Below are 20,028 nucleotides of genomic sequence, written 5' to 3' on the forward strand. Positions count from 1 at the left end.
CGCGGAATGGGATCCGTCCGGTGACGGTTCCCTCCCATGTCGACCACCGCGGACCTCGCGCGTCGACGGGAAGTAGGTTCATCTCTCATGCAGACATTCATCCTCGCCGGCGGCTGCTTCTGGTGCCTCGATGCGGTCTACCGCACGCTCGACGGCGTCCAGGACGTCATCTCCGGCTACATCGGCGGCCACACCGCCCATCCCTCCTACGACGCCGTGTGCACGGGCGCGACCGGGCACGCCGAGGCGGTGAAGGTGGTCTTCGACGAGGAGGTCATCCCCGCCGACGTCATCCTCGACGTCTTCTTCACGCTGCACGACCCGCGGCAGCTCAACCGGCAGGGTGCCGACGTCGGCACCCAGTACCGGTCGGCCATGTTCCCCGCGGACGCCGCGCAGGAGCAGCTGTTCCGCGACGCGATCTCCCGCGCCGGCGAGCTGTGGGACGGCACAGCCGTCACCACCATCGAGCCGGTCGGCACCTGGTACGACGCGGAGGACTACCACCAGGACTTCTTCGCCAAGAACCCAGGCCAGGGCTACTGCAACGCGGTCGCCGTGCCCAAGGTGAACAAGGTGCGGAAGTCGTTCGCGCAGTACGTGCGCGCCGCCTGAGCCACCCTCGCCGACGCCCCGCGGCCTGTACGGCCGCGGGGCGTCGGCGTACCATCGGCACGTCCGGGCGACGAGGCCCGGCGAGGAGAGGCGACGACGATGTCGATGACCACCAGCACGAGCACGACCGGGCTCCCGCGCACCGCGGGCAAGACCTGGGTGGCCTTCGGGGCCACGGGGGCGCTCGCCTCCATCCACTCCCACGACGACGGCTACGAGGTGCGGTCTCTGCACCGCGGCGTCGTCGCGGGCACCTACCCGACGCTGGAGATCGCGAAGGCCGCCCTCCGTGCCGGCCGGGACGACGACCTCCGCTTCTCGGAGCACTGAGCCCCGTCCGTCTCCTCCACAGGCGTGCACGCTGACGCGTCGCGCGCGCTGATCGCACCGCGTGGTTGCGCGGCACCCCCTGTGACGCATCCTGGCTACGCGGTCAGGAGGTCGCGGGAAGGGGCGGCCCGGTGGTCGACGAGAGCAGGGGGCGGGAGCGCGACGGCGGGAGCGGGACGGGCGTCGCGCTGCACGGGGTGGTCGCTCGGCGACCGCGGTGCATCCGCACGGCGGAGGGCTGGGAGGCCGCGAGCCTCCTCGTCGGATCCCGCGACGTCGGCGGCTCGCATCACGGTGCCGTCGTCGTGGTGTGCACGGGTGCCGGCTCCTCGTGCGCCGTGGGCCGTCTGGCGGTCGGGGACGAGGTGGTCGTCCTCGGGCGCCTCGAGCCTCGTCGCGCCGTCTGCCCCGAGGACGACGCGGTCGAGCTCGCGGCGGACGCGGTGCTCGCGCGACGCAGGTCCGTCGCCGTCGGCACGCAGGCCGAGGAGCCTAGGATCGCACCATGAGCGGATCCCCCCGGTGGCTCGAGCCGGATCAGCAGCGCGCCTGGCGGACGGTCATCGTCGCGTTGAACAACGTCAGCGAGCGCATCGAGCGGCAGCTCCTCCGCGACTCGGGCATGCCGCACGCGTACTACATGATCCTCGTCCGGCTCTCCGAGGCGGAGGACGGTGCTCTGCCCATGAGCGTCCTCGCCCGCGCGCTCCAGGCGTCGGCGAGCCGCACCTCGCACGCCGTCACGCGGCTGGAGCAGCTGCGCTGGGTCCGCCGCACGCGGTCGCCGCACGATGGCAGGAGCCTGCTCGCGGAGCTCACCGACGAGGGCCGGGCGACGCTGGAGGCGGCGGCACCGGGTCACGCGGATGAGGTGCTCCGCTCGGTGTTCGATCCGCTGACCGACGAGCAGACCGCGCAGCTGGAGACCATCGCGCGGGATATCCTCACCAGCATGAGCGCATCCCCCCTCGACGATGGCCAGGTGGGGGTCCGAGGCGACGACCTCGCCATCCCGCCGGCACCCGACCGCGACGACAGCCCGGACCGCGCCGACGAGTCCGCCGCGTGATCCGCGCTCCCCGCGCCCTCCTGGCGCCGGCGCTCCTCGGTGCCCTACTCCTCTCGGCCTGCACGCAGTCGGCCCCTTCGCCGGAGCCGACACCCGCCGCCGTCACGGCGACCCCCGGCGCCGCCTCCGCTGCGCCCACCGTCGCGCCGCTCGATCCCGATGGCACGGCCGAGGCCGCCCTCCCCGTCTTCGAGGCGACGGCGGGCGGGGTCGTCGCCGCGGATGCGAACGCGCAGGGTCGCGCCCTCGTGGACGCGCTCGTGGCCGCCGGCTTCCCGAAGGACCGCATGGAGGTCACCGCGGACGCGACGCCCCTCGGCAACGCGGTCGACTCGATCCTGGTCTCCGTGCACATGCCGGACGCGTGCCTCGTCGGGCAGCGGGCGAAGGACGGGTTCAGCGCGCACGTCGAGCCGGCGCTCTCGTCCGGCAGGTGCCTCGTCGGCCAGACGCGCGCGATCGACTGGTGATGCCCGGGCCCACGGGCCCTGGCGCGGCATCCGGCACCCGCGGCATTCAATAGACTCGTGCGCATGGCTGAATACATCTACTCGATGGTCCGCGCCCGGAAGTCGGTCGGCGACAAGCTGATCCTCGACGACGTCACCATGTCGTTCATCCCCGGCGCGAAGATCGGCGTCGTCGGGCCGAACGGCGCGGGCAAGTCGACGATCCTGAAGATCATGGCGGGCCTCGACACCCCCAGCAACGGCGAGGCCAAGCTCTCGCCCGGCTACTCGGTCGGCATCCTCATGCAGGAGCCCGAGCTCGACGAGTCCAAGACCGTGCTGGAGAACGTCCAGGAGGGCGTCGGCCCGCTGAAGGCGCAGGTGGACCGCTACAACGAGATCGCCGCGGCCATGGCCGAGCCCGACGCCGACTTCGACACCCTGCTCGCCGAGATGGGCACGCTGCAGGAGGCCATCGACGCCGCCGACGGCTGGGAGCTCGACTCGCAGCTCGAGCAGGCGATGGACGCGCTCCGCACCCCGCCGGGCGACGCCTCCGTCGCGAACCTCTCGGGCGGCGAGAAGCGCCGCGTCGCGCTCTGCAAGCTCCTGCTCCAGAAGCCCGACCTGCTCCTCCTCGACGAGCCCACCAACCACCTCGACGCCGAGAGCGTTCTCTGGCTCGAGCAGCACCTCTCCAAGTACCCCGGCGCCGTCCTCGCCGTGACCCACGACCGGTACTTCCTCGACCACGTCGCCGAGTGGATCGCCGAGGTCGACCGCGGACGCCTCTACCCCTACGAGGGCAACTACTCGACCTACCTCGAGAAGAAGCAGGAGCGCCTCAGCGTCCAGGGCAAGAAGGACGCCAAGCTCTCCAAGCGCCTCGCGGAGGAGCTCGACTGGGTGCGCAGCAACGCGAAGGGCCGCCAGGCGAAGTCCAAGGCCCGCCTCGCCCGCTACGAGGAGATGGTGACCGAGGCGGAGCGCACGAGGAAGCTGGACTTCGAGGAGATCCAGATCCCCGTGGGTCCGCGTCTCGGCTCGCAGGTCATCGACGCGAAGAAGCTGCACAAGCAGTTCGGCGAGCGGGTCCTCATCGACGACCTCTCCTTCACGCTTCCCCGCAACGGCATCGTCGGCGTGATCGGCCCGAACGGCGTCGGCAAGACCACTCTGTTCAAGACCATCGTCGGCTTCGAGCCGCTGGACTCCGGCGAGCTCAAGGTGGGCGACACCGTCGACATCTCCTACGTCGACCAGAGCCGCGGCGGCATCGACCCCGAGAAGTCGCTCTTCGAGGTCGTCTCCGACGGCCAGGACTACATCCAGGTCGGCAAGCAGGAGGTGCCCGCGCGCGCCTACGTCTCCACCTTCGGCTTCAAGGGCCCCGACCAGCAGAAGAAGGCCGGCATCCTCTCGGGTGGCGAGCGCAACCGCCTGAACCTCGCGCTCACGCTCAAGCAGGGCGGCAACCTGCTGCTGCTCGACGAGCCCACCAACGACCTGGACGTCGAGACGCTCGGCAGCCTCGAGAACGCGCTGCTGGAGTTCCCCGGCTGCGCCGTGGTCATCACCCACGATCGGTGGTTCCTCGACCGGATCGCGACGCACATCCTGTCCTACGAGGGCACGGAGGACGACCCCGCGAACTGGTACTGGTTCGAGGGGAACTTCGAGGCGTACGAGCAGAACAAGATCGAGCGCCTGGGCGCGGACGCCGCGAAGCCGCATCGCTCCGCGTACCGCAAGCTCACGCGCGACTGATCCCGTGACCCGGGTCCACGTCCCGGTCCACCTCAGGTGGGCCGACCTCGACGCATACGACCACGTGAACAACGTGGAGGTCCTGCGGCTCCTGGAGGAGGCGCGCGTCCGCGCCTTCTGGCGGGGCGACGACGACGGGGGCGGCGTGGACCCGGGGATGGCGCTCATCGACGCGACGGCGGGCGCCGCCACGATGACGATGATCGCGCGGCAGGAGATCGAGTACCTGCTGCCCATCTCCTACGGCAGGCGGCCGCTCGACGTGCAGGTGTGGCTGGGACGGCTCGGCGGATCCAGCCTCGAGGCCTGCTACGAGGTGCGCACGCCGGTGGGGGTCGAGCCGTCGGCGCTGTACGCGCGGGCGACCTCGACCATCGTGCTGGTCGACTCCGGCACCGGGCGGCCCCGCCGGATCACCGGCGACGAGCGCGCCGCGTGGGCGGAGTACGTCGAGGAGCCCGTGGCCTTCAGCCGACGCGGCTGAGCCGGTTCCGGCCTCGGGCGTCAGTCCCGCGGCTGGGCCGGGACCCGGACCATGCCCTCCTGGGCCACGCTCGCGAGCAGCACGCCGTCGCGCGAGTAGATCCGGCCGAGCGACAGGCCGCGGCCGCCCTGGGCGCTCGTCGACTCCTGCACGTAGAGCATCCACTCGTCGGCGCGGCCGAACCGGTGGAACCACATCGCGTGGTCGAGGCTCGCGGCCTTGATGCCGGGGGTGGCCCATGAGAGTCCGTGCCTGCGGTAGATGGACTCGAGGATCGAGTAGTCGCTCGCGTAGGCGAGGGAGGCGAGGTGCACGGCCGGGTCGTCGGGCAGGCGGCCGATCGCGCGGATCCACACGGCCTGATGGGCGACGCGGTCGGGCGCGGCGCCGAAGTAGACGGGCTGCTCCACATGGCGCATGTCGAAGGGGCGGTCGTTGGCCCAGTGCGCGGCGACGGGGTGGTCGATGCGGGACAGCACGTCGCGCGCGCTCGGCAGGGACTCCGGCTCGGGGATCCCCTCGGGCATGGGCGCCTGGTGCTCGAGGCCCTCGTCCGTGTCCTGGAACGAGGCGATCATCGAGAGGATCGGGCGGCCGTCCTGGTAGGCCTGCGTGCGGCGCGTGGAGAACGAGCGGCCGTCGTGGATCCGGTCGACCGAGAAGGTGATGGGCTTCGTGACGTCGCCGGGCCGGAGGAAGTAGCCGTGCATGCTGTGCGGGCGTCGGTCGGCCTCGGTGGTGCGCATGGCAGCGACGAGGGACTGCGCGAGCACCTGGCCGCCGAAGACGCGGCCCATGGGCATCCACTGCGACGGACCGGTGGAGATGTCCTCGCTCGTGCGGGCGCCCGTGTCGGTGAGGTCGAGGGCGGTCAGCAGACCGGCGAGCGGGCCGTCGTCCGGGATGTCGGATGCGTGGTCGGTCATGGGTCCTCCGCCTGGCGGGTCCGGCCTCGGGCAGCCGGGCGCCCGGCGGATCGCACGGGCGCATCCAGTAGCTTAGACACGCCATGACGCCCTCCTTCGCCCTCCGGGACGCCCTCGCCCTCGGGGATCTGCAGACCTTCCTCGGGCGCTCCGCCCGCGTCGACGACGGGGCCGTGCGCCTCATCGGATCCGGCGGCGTCCTCGCCGTCTACACCTCGGTGCTGCAGCCCGCCGGTCTCCTCGACCGGTCGCCGACGGTGCTCGGCCTCCGTACCTTCGCGGCCGAGACGCAGGGGCCCGTGGACAGCGTGGTCCCGATCCGCGCGCTGCTCGACCGCCTCGCGCGCCTCGAGGGGCCCGCGACCGGATCCCCGGGCGAGCCCGTAGGCGTCCTCGTGCCGCCGGACACCGCCACCGCGCCGTGGGCGGGGATCTCGCCGCCGCGCGGCGGGTGGCAGCGCACATCGGACGTCGCCGCGTCCGCGCTGCGCGCCGCCGCGCGGGCCGGCATCGACGAGGTGGCCGCCGCCGTCCCGTCGGGCATCGGCGAGCAGATCGTCTCGCGCGTGCGCGGCGAGGTCTGGGGCCGCCCCGTGGAGGGCGCGCCCGACGTCGTCGCCGGTGGCGCGTTCGCCGCCTACAGCCTCGGGTTCCTGGGCCCGGATCCCGCCCCCGACGCGGAGCAGGACGACGCGGAGGCGCCCGTCGCGGTGTTCCGCGCCGGCCCGTGGACGCGCCTCACCACCGCGCGCGGGCACGTGCTCGTGCGACGCCTCTAGAGCGTCAGACGGAGTCGGCGGACGCCCTCAGGACTCGTCGAACGTGTTGACCATGGCGTGGGCGGCGCGCTCCAGGTAGTCCCAGAGCTGCGCCTCGTGCATCGGGGCTAGGTCGAGCGAGTCGACGGCGACGCGCATGTGCGCGAGCCAGCGGTCGCGGGCGTCGGGGTTGACGCGGAACGGCATGTGCCGCATCCGCAGGCGCGGGTGGCCCCGCTCGTCGCTGTAGGTAGTGGGACCGCCCCAGTACTGCTCGAGGAATCCGGTGAGGCGCTGGATCGCGCCCTCGAGGTCCTCCTCCGGGTACATCGCGACGAGCACGGGATCGTCGGCGACGCCCCGGTAGAACTCCCGGACGAGCCTCTCGAAGGTGGGCCGGCCGCCGACGTCGTCGTAGAACGAGCTCGCGAGCAGGTCGGCCATCAGGACTCCTCGGGCGGCGTGGCGGGCTTCGGCGGCTGGCGTGGCGCGCGCGGCGGCTTCGGGGGAGCCGCGTCCTCGGATCCGCTGCCCGTGTCCGCGTCCGCGCTCGTGCTCGTGCTCGGCTCCGCGGACGCCGGGTCCTCGGGGAGGACGGTCCAGGTCGCGGTGACCTCGTCCTCGTCCGGGTCAGCGTCGCGGGCCGGCGCCGGGTCCTGGGCGGGGATCATCTGCGTCGAGCGCGGGTCGGGGCGAGAGCCAGCGGCGCCGCGGACGACGGGGGAGGTCGACCCGGCGGGGGTGCCGGGCTGCCGCTGCGCGACCTTCCGTGCGGCGCGCTTGCGGGGAGCGGGCTGCTCCGGCTGCTGCACGGGCGTCGACGCGGTGCGCGGCGGGTGCGCGCCGCCCACGCTGGCCGCGCTGTCGAAGCCGGTGAGGACGACGGCGGTGAGGGAGGGCAGCGTGACGCCCATCGCGTCGAGGCTCGCCTTGAGGCGGGCGCGGAGCTCGCGGGAGACGTCGTCCCGGGCGTTGCTGCGGGTCTTGACGACCACGCGGATAACGACGGCCGACTCGGAGATCGACTCGATGCCCCAGAGCTCCGGCTTCTCGACGATGCGCGAGCGCCACTTCGGGGTGGACGCGAGCTCGGTGGCGGTCGCGAGCATGCGCTCCTGCACGGCCTGCACGTCGGTGTCGTAGGGGACGGCGAGGTCGATGACGACTCGGGCCCAGCCCTGCGACATGTTGCCGACGCGGAGGATCTCGCCGTTGCGCACGAACCAGAGCGTGCCGTTGACGTCGCGGAGGGTCGTGATGCGGATGCCGACGGTCTCGACGACGCCCGTCGCAGGCCCCACGTCGACGACGTCGCCCACGCCGAGCTGGTCCTCCACGACCATGAACAGGCCGTTGAGGATGTCCTTGACGATGTTCTGCGCGCCGAAGCCGAGGCCCGCGCCGAGGGCGGCGGTGAGGAGGGCGAGGGAGCTGAGGATCGTCCTGTCGACCGCGTTCACGATGAGAGACAGGACGATGATCACGATCACCACGGTCGTGATGTTGCTGAGCACGCTGCCCAGCGTCCGCGTCCGCTGGACCACGCGCACCGCGGTGAGCGGCGAAGGCTGGATCGACTGCGTGTCGTCGACGTTCTGGCGCTTCTTCACACCCGACACGATCTGGTCGACCGTGTTGCGGATCACGACGAGCAGGATCCACCGAAGGAGAAAGCCGCCGATCAGGAAGGAGAGGACCTGGATCAGGACGCCCCACGTGGAGAAGAACGAGCCGTCGCCGCAGCACACCATGCTCAGGTCCATCGCGACGCGCTTCCGACGGGGGTGAGGAGAGGGGAGGTCATCCGGCCGAGTGTACCGGCGGCCTCCCCGGCCGGCCCTGGGTCCGTCCGCAGGTCGGGCGGGAGGGAAGACGAGGGGGACGGCCGCCTGCGCGACCGTCCCCCTCGGGTGGAGCGATGGTGCCTACTCGGCGTCCTTCGCCTGCGCCCGCAGCGCCCGCTCGACGCCCGACAGCAGCTCGCTGACGAGTCGGCGGAGCGCCGGCGGCTCGGGGTTCGCGTCGAGCCAGGCGACGGTCGCGTCGCGCAGCTCCTCGTCGGCGAGCGGCGACGGGTAGAAGCCGCCGATCAGCGCCGCCGCGATGGCGTAGCTGCGCGACTCCCACACGCCCTGCAGGGCGTCGAAGTACGCGCCCACGTACGGACGCAGCAGCTCGGAGTCGGCGGCGCGGCGGAAGCCGAGGCCCGTCGTGCGGACGATCGTGTTCGGCTCGGTGTCGGCCTCCCACACGGACGCCCACGCCGCGCGCTTGCCCTCCGCGGTGGGGAGGGCCGCACGGGCCTGGGCCGCGGACTGCGCGCCCGTGGCCGTGCGGTCGGCCGCGAGGGCCGTGTCGATCTCGGCGGTGCCGGCGCGACCGCCCGCGACGAGCGCGGTCAGCAGCTCCCAGCGGAGGTCGGCGTCGATCTCGACGCCCTCGAGCGTCTCGGTGCCGTCGAGCAGCGCCTGCACGTGATCCAGCTGGGCCGGCTCCTGCGCGACCTGCGCGAAGGTGCGCAGGAACTGGAACTGGTTGTCGGATCCGGGCACCGCCTGCGCCGTGAGCGCCCACAGCTCCGTGGCGACCGTGGCGAGCAGCTCGTCCCGGTGGTCCGGAGCCGAGTACGACGAGGCCGCGACGGTGAGCTGCGCGAGCGCGTAGCGGAGGGCCGTCGACTCGTCCTCGGTCGCGACGTTGTCGAGCACGAGGCGCGCGTAGTCGCGGGCGCGGATCTCGCCGTCGCGCGTCGCGTCCCAGACCGAGGCGAACACGAGCGAGCGGGCGAGCGAGTCCTCGAACGCGGCGAGGTGCCGCATGGCGACCTCGAGCGACGCGGGATCCAGGCGGATCTTCGCGTAGGTGAGGTCGTCGTCGTTCAGCAGCACGAGCGCGGGGCGCTGGCGCCCGACGAGCTCGGCGACCTCGGTGCGGTCGCCGTCGACGTCGAGCTCGAAGCGCTCCGTGCGGACCAGCTTCGCGTCGCGGAGCTCGTAGAAGCCGATGGCGAGGCGGTGCGGGCGGAGCGTCGGGTAGTCCTCCGCGGCCTCCTGCAGGACGGCGAACGACGTGATGGCGCCGTCCTCGTCCGTCTCGATCTCTGGACGCAGCGTGTTGACGCCGGAGGTCTTCAGCCACAGGTCGGTCCAGCGCTCGAGGTCGCGGCCGCTCGTGCCCTCGAGCTCCGTCGTGAAGTCCCGCAGCGTCGAGTTGCCGAACGCGTGGCGCTTGAAGTAGGCGGCCACACCGGCGAGGAACTCGTCCTGGCCGACGTAGGCGACGAGCTGGCGGAGCACCGACGCGCCCTTGGCGTACGTGATGCCGTCGAAGTTGACCTGCACGTCCTCCAGGTCGTTGATGGTCGCGTAGACCGGGTGGGTGCTGGGGAGCTGGTCCTGGTTGTAGGCCCACGACTTCTCGCCGGCGTTGAACGTGGTCCAGGCGCCCGTCCACTCGGTGCCCTCGGCCGTGGCCAGGGTCGAGATGTAGGTCGCGAAGGACTCGTTGAGCCACAGGTCGTCCCACCACTTCATGGTGACCAGGTCGCCGAACCACATGTGCGCGAGCTCGTGCAGGATCGTCGTGACCCGGCGCTCCTTCACGGCGTCGGTGACCTTGGAGCGGAACACGTAGCTCTCGACGAAGGTCACGGCGCCCGCGTTCTCCATCGCGCCCGCGTTGAACTCGGGGACGAACAGCTGGTCGTACTTCGGGAACGGGTACGGGTAGTCGAAGCGCTCCTCGTAGAACGCGAAGCCCTCGCGGGTCTTCTCGAACACGTAGTCGGCGTCGAGGTGCTCCATGAGCGACTTGCGGGCGAAGACGCCGAGCGGGATCGTGCGGCCGTCGCGCGAGGTGAGCTCGCTGCGGACGACGCCGTACGGGCCCGCGATGAGCGCCGTGATGTAGCTCGACATGCGGAGCGTCGGCTCGAAGGTCCACGTGGACGCGCCGTCGGCTGCGGGCGTGGGCTCGGGCGTGGGGGAGTTGGAGACGACCTCCCAGTGCGAGGGAGCCGTGACCGTGAAGCGGAAGACCGCCTTGAGGTCGGGCTGCTCGAACACCGCGAACATGCGGCGGGAGTCCGGCACCTCGAACTGCGAGTACAGGTAGACCTCGTCGTCGACGGGATCGACGAACCGGTGCAGGCCCTCGCCCGTGTTCGTGTACATGGCGTCGGCGACGACCGTGAGCTCGTTCTCCTGCGCGAGGTCGTCGAGGCGGATCCGCACGCTGTCGCTGACGGCGGTGGGGTCGAGCTCGCGGCCGTTGAGGGTCACGGCGTGGACCGTGCGGGTGATCGCGTCGATGAACGTGGACGCGCCCGCCGTGGCGGTGAAGCGCACGGTCGTGGTGGATCCGAACACCTCCGCGCCCCGGGTGAGGTCGAGCGTCACGTCGTACTCGGACACGGCCAGCAGCGCGGCACGCTCCTCAGCCTCGACGCGGGTGAGGTTCTCTCCTGGCATGGTGCTCCTGCTCGTCCGTGAGGTGGGTGGGCCGTGCGTGCGGACGCGCCTCGCGGGATGGAGCACCTGGCGGTCGAGGACCGCGGGTGCGGGCGGAGCGGCGCCGCTTTCGGAGCCGATCCTATTGCGTCGGCTGACCTAGGCTTGCGGCATGTCCGACGTTGAGAACAGCCCCCGCACCACCGCCGTCGAGTTCTGGTTCGACCCGTCCTGCCCCTGGGCGTGGATGACCTCCCGCTGGGTCGACGAGGTCGCCCGCCACCGCGACCTCGACATCACCTGGCGGGTCATGAGCCTCGCCGTCCTCAACGAGGACAAGGCAGACGACCCGAACTTCGCCGCGTTCCTCCCGCGCGCCCTCCGCTTCACCCGCCTCGTCGCCGCGGTCGAGGCCGAGCACGGGGCGGAGCACGTCAAGCCGCTGTACGACGCCCTCGGCGCGCGGATCCACCTCCGCGACCAGAAGGACGCCGACGTCGTGATCCCCGAGGTCCTCGCGGAGCTCGGCCTCCCCGCGGAGCTCTCGGAGACGAGCCGCACCGACCGCTACGACGAGCCCATGCGCGCCAGCCACTTCGACGGCATCGAGCGCGTCGGCCAGGATGTCGGCACGCCCGTCATCGCGGTCGACGGGGTCGCGTTCTTCGGTCCCGTCATCTCGCCCGCGCCGAAGGGCGAGGAGGCCGTCAAGCTGTGGGACGGCGTCGTCGCCGTGGCCGCGTACCCGGGCTTCTTCGAGATCAAGCGCTCGCGCACCGTGGGCCCCATCTTCGACTGACCCGTTCCCGTCGCGTGCGCGGCGGCCGGGCGTCCACGGGCGTCCGGCCGCCGTGCGCCCGGCACCGCCCGCGCAGCGGGCACGACGCCGCGACGCGCGGCAGGAGGGATGCACCGATGCGCATCCACATCGCGACCGACCACGCGGGCCTCGACTTCTCGAGGTACCTCACCGGGCACCTGACCGACGCCGGCCACGACGTCGTCGACCACGGGCCCACGTCCTACGACGCGCTCGACGACTACCCGTCGTTCTGCATCCGCGCTGCCCGAGCCGTCGTCGCCGACCAGCGCGACGGCGCGACCGCGCTCGGCGTGGTGTTCGGCGGGTCGGGCAACGGCGAGCAGATCGCGGCCAACAAGGTCGAGGGCGTCCGCGCGGCGCTCGTCTGGAACCTGTCGACGGCCGTGCTCGCGCGCCAGCACAACGACGCCAACGTGATCTCCATCGGCGCCCGCCAGCACACGGTCGAGGAGGCCACGGCCTTCATCGACGCCTTCATCGCCGAGCCGTTCTCCGCGGAGGAGCGGCACGCGCGCCGCATCGCGCAGCTGGCCGAGTACGAGACGACGGGGGCCATCGCCGGTCACCCCGTCACCGACTAGGCCGTCGTGCCCGAGGGGCATTCGATCCACCGGATCGCGAAGCAGTTCGAGGCGCACTTCGTCGGCGACGTCGTGCAGGCGTCGTCGCCGCAGGGCCGCTTCGCCGAGGGGGCGGCCGTGCTGGACGGACGACGGCTCGTCGCCGCTCGGGCCGTGGGGAAGCAGATGTTCCTCGAGTTCGACGGCGACGTCTGGCTCCGCGTGCACCTCGGCCTCTACGGCGCGTGGGACTTCGCGGGCGATGTCTCCACGCTCAACCGGATGGGGCAGAACGGCATGCGCGGCGACGTCCCCGTGGACGACCGGGTCGGTGACGCGCCCGTCGACTCCGACGCGGAGGACTCGCTCGCGAGCATCGGCGCGCCCCGCCGGGCGCGCCTCCGCATGGCCGAGCAGGAGAAGGTCCACGACCCGTTCTCGGCCGAGGCGTGGCCGCCAGAGCCCGTGGGCCAGGTGCGCGTTCGGCTCCTGACCGAGCACGCCGTGGCGGATCTCCGCGGTCCCACCGCATGCGTCGTCGCGAGCCCCGAGGAGGTGCAGCAGGCCATCGACAAGCTCGGACCGGATCCCCTCGTCGACGGCGGGAAGCGCTCCGAGGACCGCTTCACCGCGACCGTGCGGAAGAAGCCGACCGCGATCGGCCTGCTGCTGATGGACCAGGCGGTGGTCAGCGGCATCGGCAACGTCTACCGCGCCGAGCTGCTGTTCCGCGCCCGGCAGAACCCGCACACACCGGGGCGTGACGTGCCCGAGGACGTCGTGCGGGGGCTCTGGAAGGACTGGTCGAAGCTGCTGCGCAAGGGCGTCGAGGTCGGCCAGATGATGACGATGGACGGCCTGCGCGGCAAGAGGCTCGACGCGGCGCTGCGCAACCGCGCGGACCGGCACTGGGTCTACCACCGCGAGGGGCTGCCGTGCCGGGTGTGCGGCACGAACATCGTGATGGAGGAGGCCGCCGGCCGGAAGCTGTACTGGTGCCCGTACTGCCAGGCGTGACGGTCCGCGGGTCCTGAGCCGGTCCTGCGGCTGACCTGCGTCGCCGGGGGTCCGCGCTGCCGCTGAGTCGGTGCCGCCGCTGAGTCGGTGCCGCGGCTGACACTGTGCGCGAAGACGGAGGGGCCCGGATCCAGTCGGATCCGGGCCCCTCGACCGTCGGCGTGCTGCTGCCGCGGGCGGTGCTACTCGCTGATGTGGGCGAAGAGGAACCAGCGGTCCTTCTCGAGCCCGCGCGCGATCTCGATGGCGACGTCCTGGCTGTTGACGTCGATCTCGCCGAGCTCCTGCACGGCGCGGTTCACGAGCTCCATGGTGGCGTCGATCTGGGCGATGACCTCGGCGATCGTGGCGCTCGACGGACGGAAGCCGGGCGTGAGGGGCGCGGTGGTGGTGGACGCTGCGACCGTCTCGATGCGGGCGTCGATCGGGAGGCCGAGGGCGACGACGCGCTCTGCGGCGGTGTCCGCCCAGTCCTGCGCGTGGGCGACGAGGACGTCGAGGAACTCGTGGACGCCGATGAAGTTCGCGCCACGGACGTGCCAGTGTGCCTGCTTGCCGTTGACGGCGAGGGCCTGGAGGTTGACGACCACGGGGCTGAGGAACTGGGCGACGCCGGCGGCGACGTCGGCCGATGCGGAGCTGGTGGGGACGTGGACGGTGTCGGTCATGGGTTCTCTCCTCGAGCGGCGGGACGGGTCTGCGGGCTGCGGACGATGTCGCCAATCTCGCGCATCCGTCTGCCGCCCGCAAGCAAGCTGAGGCATGGCTTACCGGGTCGAGCGCGCTCCCGGATCCGTTCCCGGCAGCGACTCTCCCACGCTCAGCGGAGCGCCGAGACGCGGGCCGCCACCCCCTTGACGTCCCGGATGCGGCGCTCGTAGCGGGCCGCGACCGCGATGAGGACCACGCCGCCTATCCCCGCCCACGCCCACCAGGGGACGGTCGTCGATGCCTCGCGTATCCACGGCCAGAGCTGGGCGACGGCGTGCACGAGCAGGACGCCCGCGCCGATGAGGAACGGCGCGCGCAGCCTCAGGCGGGCTCCGGTGAGCAGCGTGGCGAGCGCGAGGACCCCGAGCCCGACGATGCGCCACGCCGGGCTCGGGCCGAGGTCGGCGAGGAGCGGCGGGACGAGCAGGACGAGGAGCCCGGGCGACAGGTGCTGCGTGCTGCCTGCCGTCGCGTCGCGGATCAGGCGTCGGGCGCCGACCACGAGCAGCGCCACGGCGATCGGCACCGTGACGGTCTCCACCGGGTCCGCGGCTCCCGCGACGACCAGGATCGCGGCGACCAGCCCGCCGACGACGAGCCCCGCGAGCGCGAGGACGCGGTCGCCCGACGGGTGCGATGCGGCGCGCTGTCCCGCCTCGTCGGTCCCGGCGCCGGTCGTCGTCAGCCCGGAGGGGGAGGACACGACGTGGAGGGCGGCGAGGACGCTGACGAGGAGCGCGGCCCGGAGACCGACCCCGTCCATGCGCTCGGCGTGGGCGACGAGGATCCCGGCGGCACCCGCGGATCCCGCTCCGATCAGCGCGACCAGCCCGACGACACGGGGCGCCGCGCGGAGCAGGGTGTCCGTGGCGGTGCGCGCTCCGCCGGATGCGTTCCCCGGCGTCCACGTGTCGGATGCGTTGCCGACCTGACCGCTCGCGGGCACCGCCACGGCAGGGTCCCGTAGGGGGAGGTCCTCCGCGCGTGGGGGCAGGAGGCCGACCGCGAGGATGAGGACGACGGCAGCCGAGAGCGTCCAGAGGTCGATGCGCGCGAACGTGGGCGGATCGTTCGCGACCAGCGCGGACACCGCGCGGCCGAAGCCGACGAGCGGGACGACGAGGCCGGACGCGACGGCGGTCGCCAGGAGCAGTGGCCTCGTCGGCGAGGCGGCGTCCGTCCCACGGAGGGCGGTCGCAGCCAGGAGGAGGACGGCTCCGGCGGCACCCCCGAGCACGAGCGCCCGGACGGGCGTCCCCGTCCACGACGCGACGGCGGTGGGCAGGGCGGCGAGGAGGAGGGCACCGAGGACGACGGGCGCCGCGCCGGATGTCCGGGCGGGGACCTGCGTCGCGCCGTGACGGCGCCCGCGGGGGAGCCCCCGCTGGAGGAGCGCCGCGACGGCGAGCAGCACGCCTGCGGGCGGCAGGACGTAGGGCTCCACGGCATCGATGCGTCCGCGGCCGAGCGCGACCCACAACGCCGCGGTGCCGAGGGCGAGGGCGATCCAGCCCGCGTGTCGCCGCGCATGCGAGCCCGGTGCCGAGGATGCGATGAGCACGCCCACCGCCGACAGCAGCAGCGCGACGGGGAGCCCGGGGCCGTCGGAGGCCACGCCGACCGCGACCGTGCCGGCGACGAGCGCGCCCGTCGCCGTGTCGGCGGCATGCCGGACGGCGCCGGCGACCGCACCGGGCGCGCGTCCGGGGACCGTCGCCGGTGCCGGGTTCCTCAGACGATCGGCTGCACCGACCGCAGCCACGAGCACGGCCACGATCGCCGGCACGACCAGCGCTGCGGGGTCGAGCGCCGTGTACCCGCCGCGCCAGGCGAGGAGCGCCACGACCACGGCACCGACGAGCGCCACCGCGGCGGACGCCGCGAGCACGTCTCGATGCGCGGAGCGGAGGACGAGGAGGATCCCAGCACCCGCGACGAGCGCCACGCTCACGACGAGCGGGCGGACGACGCCCTCTCCAGAGCCGACGGATGCCGCCATGACGACGGCCACGAGGACGCTCGTGCCCACCCAGGCCGAGCCCGCGAGCCGCGCGTCCTCGGCGCTGCGGGCGCCGCGGAGGACGAGCGCCCCGAGCCCGACGAGCAGCACGGCCGTGACCGTCAGCTGCACGTCGACGGCCGTCTCGCGCGCGACGGATCCCGCGGAGAGGCGCAGCGCACGCACGCCGCCGACGGCCAGGATCCCGAGGCCCGCGCCGATCACGACGGCTCGCAGCAGCGGACGCACGGGGAACGCGGCGTGCCGCAGCACCGCGGCGCCCCCGAGGGCGAGGGCCGCGCAGATGCCGGTCAGGAGATACGGCCGGAGCACGTCACCGGGACGACCTGCGGCCACGAGCGGCAGGACGGCGGTGAGGATGCCCGCGAGGGTCAGGGCCGTGACGCCGCGGCGGACCCGTGGCCCGACCGTCGGGCCCGTCGCGTCGCCGTCACGATCGACGAGTACCGCGGCGCGGTGCATGAGCCCCGCGATGAGCAGCAGCACACCCGCGATCGGCAGCCAGTACGCCTCCGGCGAGGCCACGCCGCCCGCGAGGAGCCGGGACCACGACGCCGCGATCCCCGTGGCGAACGCTGTCCAGCCCCATGCGCGGCGTGCGCTGCCCGACAGGAGCAGGCCGTCGTGCGCGTACGAGAGGGTGGATGCGGTGCCGGCGAGCGTCAGCAGGGGGATCCACAGGAGCTCGCGGGCCTCGCGCGTGGGGTCGAAGGAGACGGCGACGAGCATCGCCCCCGCCGCCACGGCGGTCGTGCCCGCATCCAGGGCCACGCGGAGCGCCGGGGACGTGTGCCGGTATGCGAGCAGGGCGGCGACCGCGACGACGAGTGCCACGGCGGCGGGCATCACGCCGTGGGGAGTCGCACCACGGTCGACCAGCGGGCCGGCGGTGAGGACGGCGAGCAGCAGCGAAGGCGCGACGAGGGCCGCGGTCGTGAGCCGCCAGCGGCGCAGGGCGGCGCTCCCCGGTGCGCGCGGCACGTCGTCCTGCGCGTCGGCGCGGGGCGCACGCCCGGGCAGGGGGACGCAGCGGGCACCGCCCACGGTCCAGGCCACGAGGCCGGTCACGAGGACCGCCTGCGCCGCGACGGACCAGACCGGCGATCCGGTGAGCGCGCCGCCGACGCGGTCGGCGCCGACGATCGCGACGAGGAGGGCCGCGAGGCACGCGGGGAGCAGGATCGTCGCGAGCAGCGCTCGTCGCCGGACGCCCGGACGCCCGGGGAGCGCACCGGCCACCGAGGCCGCCAGCCCGCTGGTGAGCAGGACGAGCACGATGGGATCGCCGGCCGAGTCAAGCGCGCTCGACAGGGGCGCGGATCCGATGACTCGTGCAGCCGTGAGCGACGGCGCGAGGGCGGCGACCGCGGCGAGGCCGGCGAGGGCGGCGCCGGCGGTGGCGAGGCGCGCGGTGCCCTCCGAGCGCGCGGTCCGGGATCCGGCGACGAGGAGGAGCACGACGGCCGGAGCGACCACCCACCATGTGCTCGTGCTCGCCCAGGACGCGGCCCACGCGAGGGCGCCCGCCGCGAGCGACAGCGCCACGAGCGGGGCGGCGGGGACGACGGCGGGGCCGGGGGCGCGACGCGCGGAGACCCGCCAGGCCAGAGCACCCGCGGAGGCGGCGAGGTACGCGCCGGCCACGACCGCGACGGGACCGAGCGCGGGGATCGCGGCGAGCACGACGGCGGCCCCGGTCCAGGCGAGGAGGCTCCTGCCGGCCCGCACGCGGCGGCCGAGGAGCGCGGCGGCCGCCGCGAGGATCCAGACGAGGACGAGTCCGACGGCCGCCGCGCGGACGTCTCCTGGCAGTTCGGCGACGCCGCTCGTCCGGCCGAGGAGGACCACCGCGTCGTCGAGGGCTCCGTGGTCCCAGGCGGGCAGGCCGACGAGCAGCACGGCCGTGATCCCGCCGATGCCTGCGACCGCGGCGGGCAACCCGGCCAGGACGGTGACGACCAGGGCGGCGACGGCGGCGACCCGGGCCGTCGCGGCGACGACGGGGTCGTGAAGGCGGCGAGCGGCCACGTCCAGCGCGGCCGCGACGACCGCGGCCGCCACGAGCTGCATGCAGAACGTGAGCAGAGCGGGTCCGCCCATGAGGGCGATGACCGGCACGGCGGCCGATGCTCCGACTCCCGCGACGGCGGCGGCGAGGACGCGCAGAGGATCAGCCGATGTCGGCGCGGGGTCGGTCGCGTCGTCAGGAGCCGCGACCAGCTCCACCGATGCCTCGGCGGATGGTGGCACGTCGTCACCGGTCAGGCGCGGATCGGCGTCCCCGTCCGTGACGCGGCCGAGGAGCTCGGCGCGGAAGGCGGGCCGGGTGAGCGCCCAGGCGTGCGCGCCGCTGGCGACGGCCGCGACGAGGAGGGGGAGAGCCGGGACCGCGTCGCGTGCAGCGGCGCTGGCGGCTCCCGCGACGACGGCGGCGGTCGCGGTCGCGACGCCCACGACCCGGAGCACGCGACGCTCGAGCGCGTCCGGGAGGGCGGCCGCGCGCGACCGGGGCGCGGCGTGGACGAGGGCGACGGCCGAGGCGGCTGCCAGCGCGAGCGCGACGCGGGTGCCGGCGTCGGCTGTCGGCACGGCGCCGACCAGGAGGCCGGCGGCGACCGTCAGCCCCGCCCAGCCGGCGATGCCCGGCGCGCGGATGCGGAGCAGGGGCGCGAGCACGAGGAGCGACGCCGACACGACGAGCGTCCCGACGCCGAAGTGGACGAACGGGTCGTTCGACGCGGCTCCGGCCAGGTCGTAGGACCGCACGGCCCAGACATCGAGGTGCAGCAGCACGATCCCGACCACGCCCACGGCCTCCGCGGTGCCGGGCAGTCGCCGCCGGGCGAGGACCGCCGCCGCCGCGAGCGCGGCCACCGTGACGGCCGCGGTGATCGCCGCCCGGACGACCAGCCCGTAGGTCACGAACGCGTAGACCACGTAGAACACCGCCGCCACCGAGAGCAGCACGACGCCGATGGCGAGCAGCACTGCCGGGACGCTGATGCGACGCCGGGGTGCCGTGGGCGCTGCGGAGACAGGGGCGTGGACCTGGACCGGCGTCCGCTGCAGCCGTCGCGCGTCTGCTTCGGGAGCGGGGCCGGTCGGCGCGAGGATCGCGGGAGCGGTGTCCGACGACGCCCCGGCGGCGGGCAGCGCCGCTGCCCGCCGCGGATCGGGGATCGCGGTCGCGGAGGGCTCTGAAACGCGGGTCGCGGAGGGCTCAGGGACGCGGGCCGCGGCGGACGCGACGACCACGGCTTGACGGCGACGCACCGCCTCCTGGCTCCAGCGCCGCATGGCACCGACGAGGCGCTCGCGTTCCGCGATCGCCTCGACGACCCGGTGCGATGCCTCGAGCACGGCGGCGGCCCCCGGCGCGCGGACGTCCAGACCGCAGCGCCCGCAGACGAGCGCGCCCAGGGGCGCGAGGCAGGCCGGGCAGAGATCCGTGCGCAGGAGGTCGTCCGGCGACGCGACCCACGGTTGCGCCGGGAACCGCGATCCACGTGCGTCGTCCTCGACCATGCAGCCCCCCGAGCTCGCCCGATGCGGAAGCTCCCAGGCTATCCACGGATCGGCACGCTATCGGGGCCGGCGTCGGCTGCGGCGCCGAGTCTCCCCGAACGGGGGATGGGCGATGCGACGCCGGGCCTGGGGAGGAGGCCGACGGAGATCCGACGGGAACGTGATGGAGGGGATGACGGGAATCGAACCCGCGTGATCAGTTTGGAAGACTGAGGCTCTACCATTGAGCTACATCCCCGCGATGCCCGGACCGCCGCCCTCGAGGGGCCGTGCTCCGGATGCGCGGGATCCAGCGTAGCGCAGGCTCCCGTCGCCGGTGACCAGCGGCGGGCACGAGTCGGATAGGCTGTGCCACGGTCGGATCGGCTTCCGCGCGCCTGCACGAAGAGGGGTGCGGCGCCCGCTGCGACCGAGGGAATGCGTGGCAGCCGGGGCGTAGCGTAGTGGCTAGCGCGTCCGCTTTGGGAGCGGAAGACCGCAGGTTCGAGTCCTGTCGCCCCGACCACATCCCCGACGACGAAATGCC

General features: G+C 73.5%; 17 protein-coding genes and 2 tRNA genes. 12 read left to right on the top strand and 7 right to left on the bottom strand.

The window, feature by feature from the left end; translation table 11 throughout:
* Positions 1-87: 87 nt before the first annotated feature.
* The 7 genes from msrA (at position 88) to K0V08_RS02985 (ending at position 4,714) form a co-directional block, all read left to right on the top strand.
* On the top strand, positions 88-615 hold the full coding sequence (gene msrA, locus K0V08_RS02955) for a peptide-methionine (S)-S-oxide reductase MsrA (RefSeq protein WP_012038132.1): 528 nt from the start codon (positions 88-90) through the stop codon (positions 613-615).
* A gap of 105 nt (positions 616-720) precedes the next feature.
* Positions 721-945, top strand: a complete 225-nt coding sequence (locus K0V08_RS02960) for a hypothetical protein (RefSeq protein ID WP_227267253.1) — start codon at positions 721-723, stop codon at positions 943-945.
* A gap of 131 nt (positions 946-1,076) precedes the next feature.
* Entirely contained in the window at positions 1,077-1,454 is a 378-nt protein-coding gene (locus tag K0V08_RS02965) for a hypothetical protein (RefSeq protein ID WP_128516978.1), read from the top strand.
* Positions 1,451-2,014 carry a MarR family winged helix-turn-helix transcriptional regulator gene (locus tag K0V08_RS02970; RefSeq protein ID WP_079532904.1) on the top strand — a complete coding sequence of 188 codons (564 nt, stop codon included), beginning with the start codon at positions 1,451-1,453 and terminating at the stop codon, positions 2,012-2,014. Before K0V08_RS02965 ends, K0V08_RS02970 begins: the two co-directional genes overlap by 4 nt.
* Entirely contained in the window at positions 2,011-2,484 is a 474-nt protein-coding gene (locus K0V08_RS02975) for a DUF6993 domain-containing protein (RefSeq protein WP_012038136.1), read from the top strand. The genes K0V08_RS02970 and K0V08_RS02975 overlap by 4 nt, the downstream gene beginning before the upstream one ends.
* 63 nt (positions 2,485-2,547) lie before the next feature.
* Positions 2,548-4,230 carry an energy-dependent translational throttle protein EttA gene (ettA, locus tag K0V08_RS02980; protein WP_012038137.1) on the top strand — a complete coding sequence of 561 codons (1,683 nt, stop codon included), beginning with the start codon at positions 2,548-2,550 and terminating at the stop codon, positions 4,228-4,230.
* 4 nt (positions 4,231-4,234) lie between these two features.
* Positions 4,235-4,714, top strand: a complete 480-nt coding sequence (locus K0V08_RS02985; protein WP_012038138.1) for an acyl-CoA thioesterase — start codon at positions 4,235-4,237, stop codon at positions 4,712-4,714.
* Between the two features lie 20 nt (positions 4,715-4,734).
* Here K0V08_RS02985 and K0V08_RS02990 read toward each other — a convergent pair whose 3' ends face one another.
* Entirely contained in the window at positions 4,735-5,640 is a 906-nt protein-coding gene (locus K0V08_RS02990) for an acyl-CoA thioesterase (protein WP_012038139.1), read from the bottom strand.
* A gap of 83 nt (positions 5,641-5,723) precedes the next feature.
* Here K0V08_RS02990 and K0V08_RS02995 point away from each other — a divergent pair, with 83 nt between their 5' ends.
* Complete coding sequence (locus K0V08_RS02995; protein ID WP_079532907.1) at positions 5,724-6,419, top strand: DUF8185 domain-containing protein; 696 nt, start codon at positions 5,724-5,726, stop codon at positions 6,417-6,419.
* 27 nt (positions 6,420-6,446) lie between these two features.
* Here K0V08_RS02995 and K0V08_RS03000 read toward each other — a convergent pair whose 3' ends face one another.
* From K0V08_RS03000 to pepN, 3 genes are all read right to left on the bottom strand, one after another.
* Positions 6,447-6,842, bottom strand: a complete 396-nt coding sequence (locus tag K0V08_RS03000; protein WP_079532909.1) for a globin — start codon at positions 6,840-6,842, stop codon at positions 6,447-6,449.
* Positions 6,842-8,161: a mechanosensitive ion channel family protein gene (locus tag K0V08_RS03005; protein ID WP_079532912.1), complete on the bottom strand. Its 1,320-nt coding sequence runs from the start codon at positions 8,159-8,161 to the stop codon at positions 6,842-6,844. The genes K0V08_RS03000 and K0V08_RS03005 overlap by 1 nt, the downstream gene beginning before the upstream one ends.
* Before the next feature lie 162 nt (positions 8,162-8,323).
* Positions 8,324-10,867 carry an aminopeptidase N gene (gene pepN / locus K0V08_RS03010; RefSeq protein WP_079532915.1) on the bottom strand — a complete coding sequence of 848 codons (2,544 nt, stop codon included), beginning with the start codon at positions 10,865-10,867 and terminating at the stop codon, positions 8,324-8,326.
* Positions 10,868-11,018: 151 nt separating this feature from the next.
* Here pepN and K0V08_RS03015 point away from each other — a divergent pair, with 151 nt between their 5' ends.
* The 3 genes from K0V08_RS03015 (at position 11,019) to K0V08_RS03025 (ending at position 13,246) form a co-directional block, all read left to right on the top strand.
* Positions 11,019-11,645 carry a mycothiol-dependent nitroreductase Rv2466c family protein gene (locus K0V08_RS03015; RefSeq protein ID WP_079532917.1) on the top strand — a complete coding sequence of 209 codons (627 nt, stop codon included), beginning with the start codon at positions 11,019-11,021 and terminating at the stop codon, positions 11,643-11,645.
* Positions 11,646-11,761: 116 nt separating this feature from the next.
* Entirely contained in the window at positions 11,762-12,250 is a 489-nt protein-coding gene (locus K0V08_RS03020; RefSeq protein WP_012038145.1) for a ribose-5-phosphate isomerase, read from the top strand.
* 6 nt (positions 12,251-12,256) lie between these two features.
* Positions 12,257-13,246, top strand: a complete 990-nt coding sequence (locus K0V08_RS03025; protein WP_012038146.1) for an Fpg/Nei family DNA glycosylase — start codon at positions 12,257-12,259, stop codon at positions 13,244-13,246.
* A 182-nt stretch (positions 13,247-13,428) separates the two neighbouring features.
* Here K0V08_RS03025 and K0V08_RS03030 read toward each other — a convergent pair whose 3' ends face one another.
* The 3 genes from K0V08_RS03030 to K0V08_RS03040 form a co-directional block, all read right to left on the bottom strand.
* Positions 13,429-13,914: a Dps family protein gene (locus tag K0V08_RS03030; RefSeq protein ID WP_012038147.1), complete on the bottom strand. Its 486-nt coding sequence runs from the start codon at positions 13,912-13,914 to the stop codon at positions 13,429-13,431.
* A 152-nt stretch (positions 13,915-14,066) separates the two neighbouring features.
* Positions 14,067-19,502, bottom strand: coding sequence for an SCO7613 C-terminal domain-containing membrane protein (locus K0V08_RS03035; RefSeq protein WP_079532920.1), 5,436 nt, complete (start codon positions 19,500-19,502; stop codon positions 14,067-14,069).
* Between the two features lie 164 nt (positions 19,503-19,666).
* Positions 19,667-19,740: transfer RNA gene (locus tag K0V08_RS03040), tRNA-Gly, on the bottom strand.
* A gap of 191 nt (positions 19,741-19,931) precedes the next feature.
* On the opposite strand from K0V08_RS03040, the gene K0V08_RS03045 reads away from it, so the two are divergent.
* Positions 19,932-20,007, top strand: a tRNA-Pro gene (locus K0V08_RS03045).
* Positions 20,008-20,028 lie beyond the last annotated feature (21 nt).

Origin of the sequence: Clavibacter michiganensis (assembly GCF_021216655.1) — a bacterium.
GTDB lineage: Bacteria > Actinomycetota > Actinomycetes > Actinomycetales > Microbacteriaceae > Clavibacter > Clavibacter michiganensis.

What these genes read in the sequence shown, in the direction of transcription:
- msrA (WP_012038132.1), top strand. Translation starts at nt 88, where the DNA reads ATGCAGACATTCATCCTCGCCGGCGGCTGCTTCTGGTGCCTCGATGCG.
- K0V08_RS02995 (WP_079532907.1), top strand. Translation starts at nt 5,724, where the DNA reads ATGACGCCCTCCTTCGCCCTCCGGGACGCCCTCGCCCTCGGGGATCTG.
- K0V08_RS03015 (WP_079532917.1), top strand. Translation starts at nt 11,019, where the DNA reads ATGTCCGACGTTGAGAACAGCCCCCGCACCACCGCCGTCGAGTTCTGG.
- K0V08_RS02990 (WP_012038139.1), bottom strand. Translation starts at nt 5,640, where the DNA reads ATGACCGACCACGCATCCGACATCCCGGACGACGGCCCGCTCGCCGGT.
- K0V08_RS03005 (WP_079532912.1), bottom strand. Translation starts at nt 8,161, where the DNA reads ATGGACCTGAGCATGGTGTGCTGCGGCGACGGCTCGTTCTTCTCCACG.
- K0V08_RS02960 (WP_227267253.1), top strand. Translation starts at nt 721, where the DNA reads ATGACCACCAGCACGAGCACGACCGGGCTCCCGCGCACCGCGGGCAAG.
- K0V08_RS03035 (WP_079532920.1), bottom strand. Translation starts at nt 19,502, where the DNA reads ATGGTCGAGGACGACGCACGTGGATCGCGGTTCCCGGCGCAACCGTGG.
- pepN (WP_079532915.1), bottom strand. Translation starts at nt 10,867, where the DNA reads ATGCCAGGAGAGAACCTCACCCGCGTCGAGGCTGAGGAGCGTGCCGCG.
- K0V08_RS02970 (WP_079532904.1), top strand. Translation starts at nt 1,451, where the DNA reads ATGAGCGGATCCCCCCGGTGGCTCGAGCCGGATCAGCAGCGCGCCTGG.
- K0V08_RS03000 (WP_079532909.1), bottom strand. Translation starts at nt 6,842, where the DNA reads ATGGCCGACCTGCTCGCGAGCTCGTTCTACGACGACGTCGGCGGCCGG.
- K0V08_RS03030 (WP_012038147.1), bottom strand. Translation starts at nt 13,914, where the DNA reads ATGACCGACACCGTCCACGTCCCCACCAGCTCCGCATCGGCCGACGTC.
- K0V08_RS03020 (WP_012038145.1), top strand. Translation starts at nt 11,762, where the DNA reads ATGCGCATCCACATCGCGACCGACCACGCGGGCCTCGACTTCTCGAGG.
- ettA (WP_012038137.1), top strand. Translation starts at nt 2,548, where the DNA reads ATGGCTGAATACATCTACTCGATGGTCCGCGCCCGGAAGTCGGTCGGC.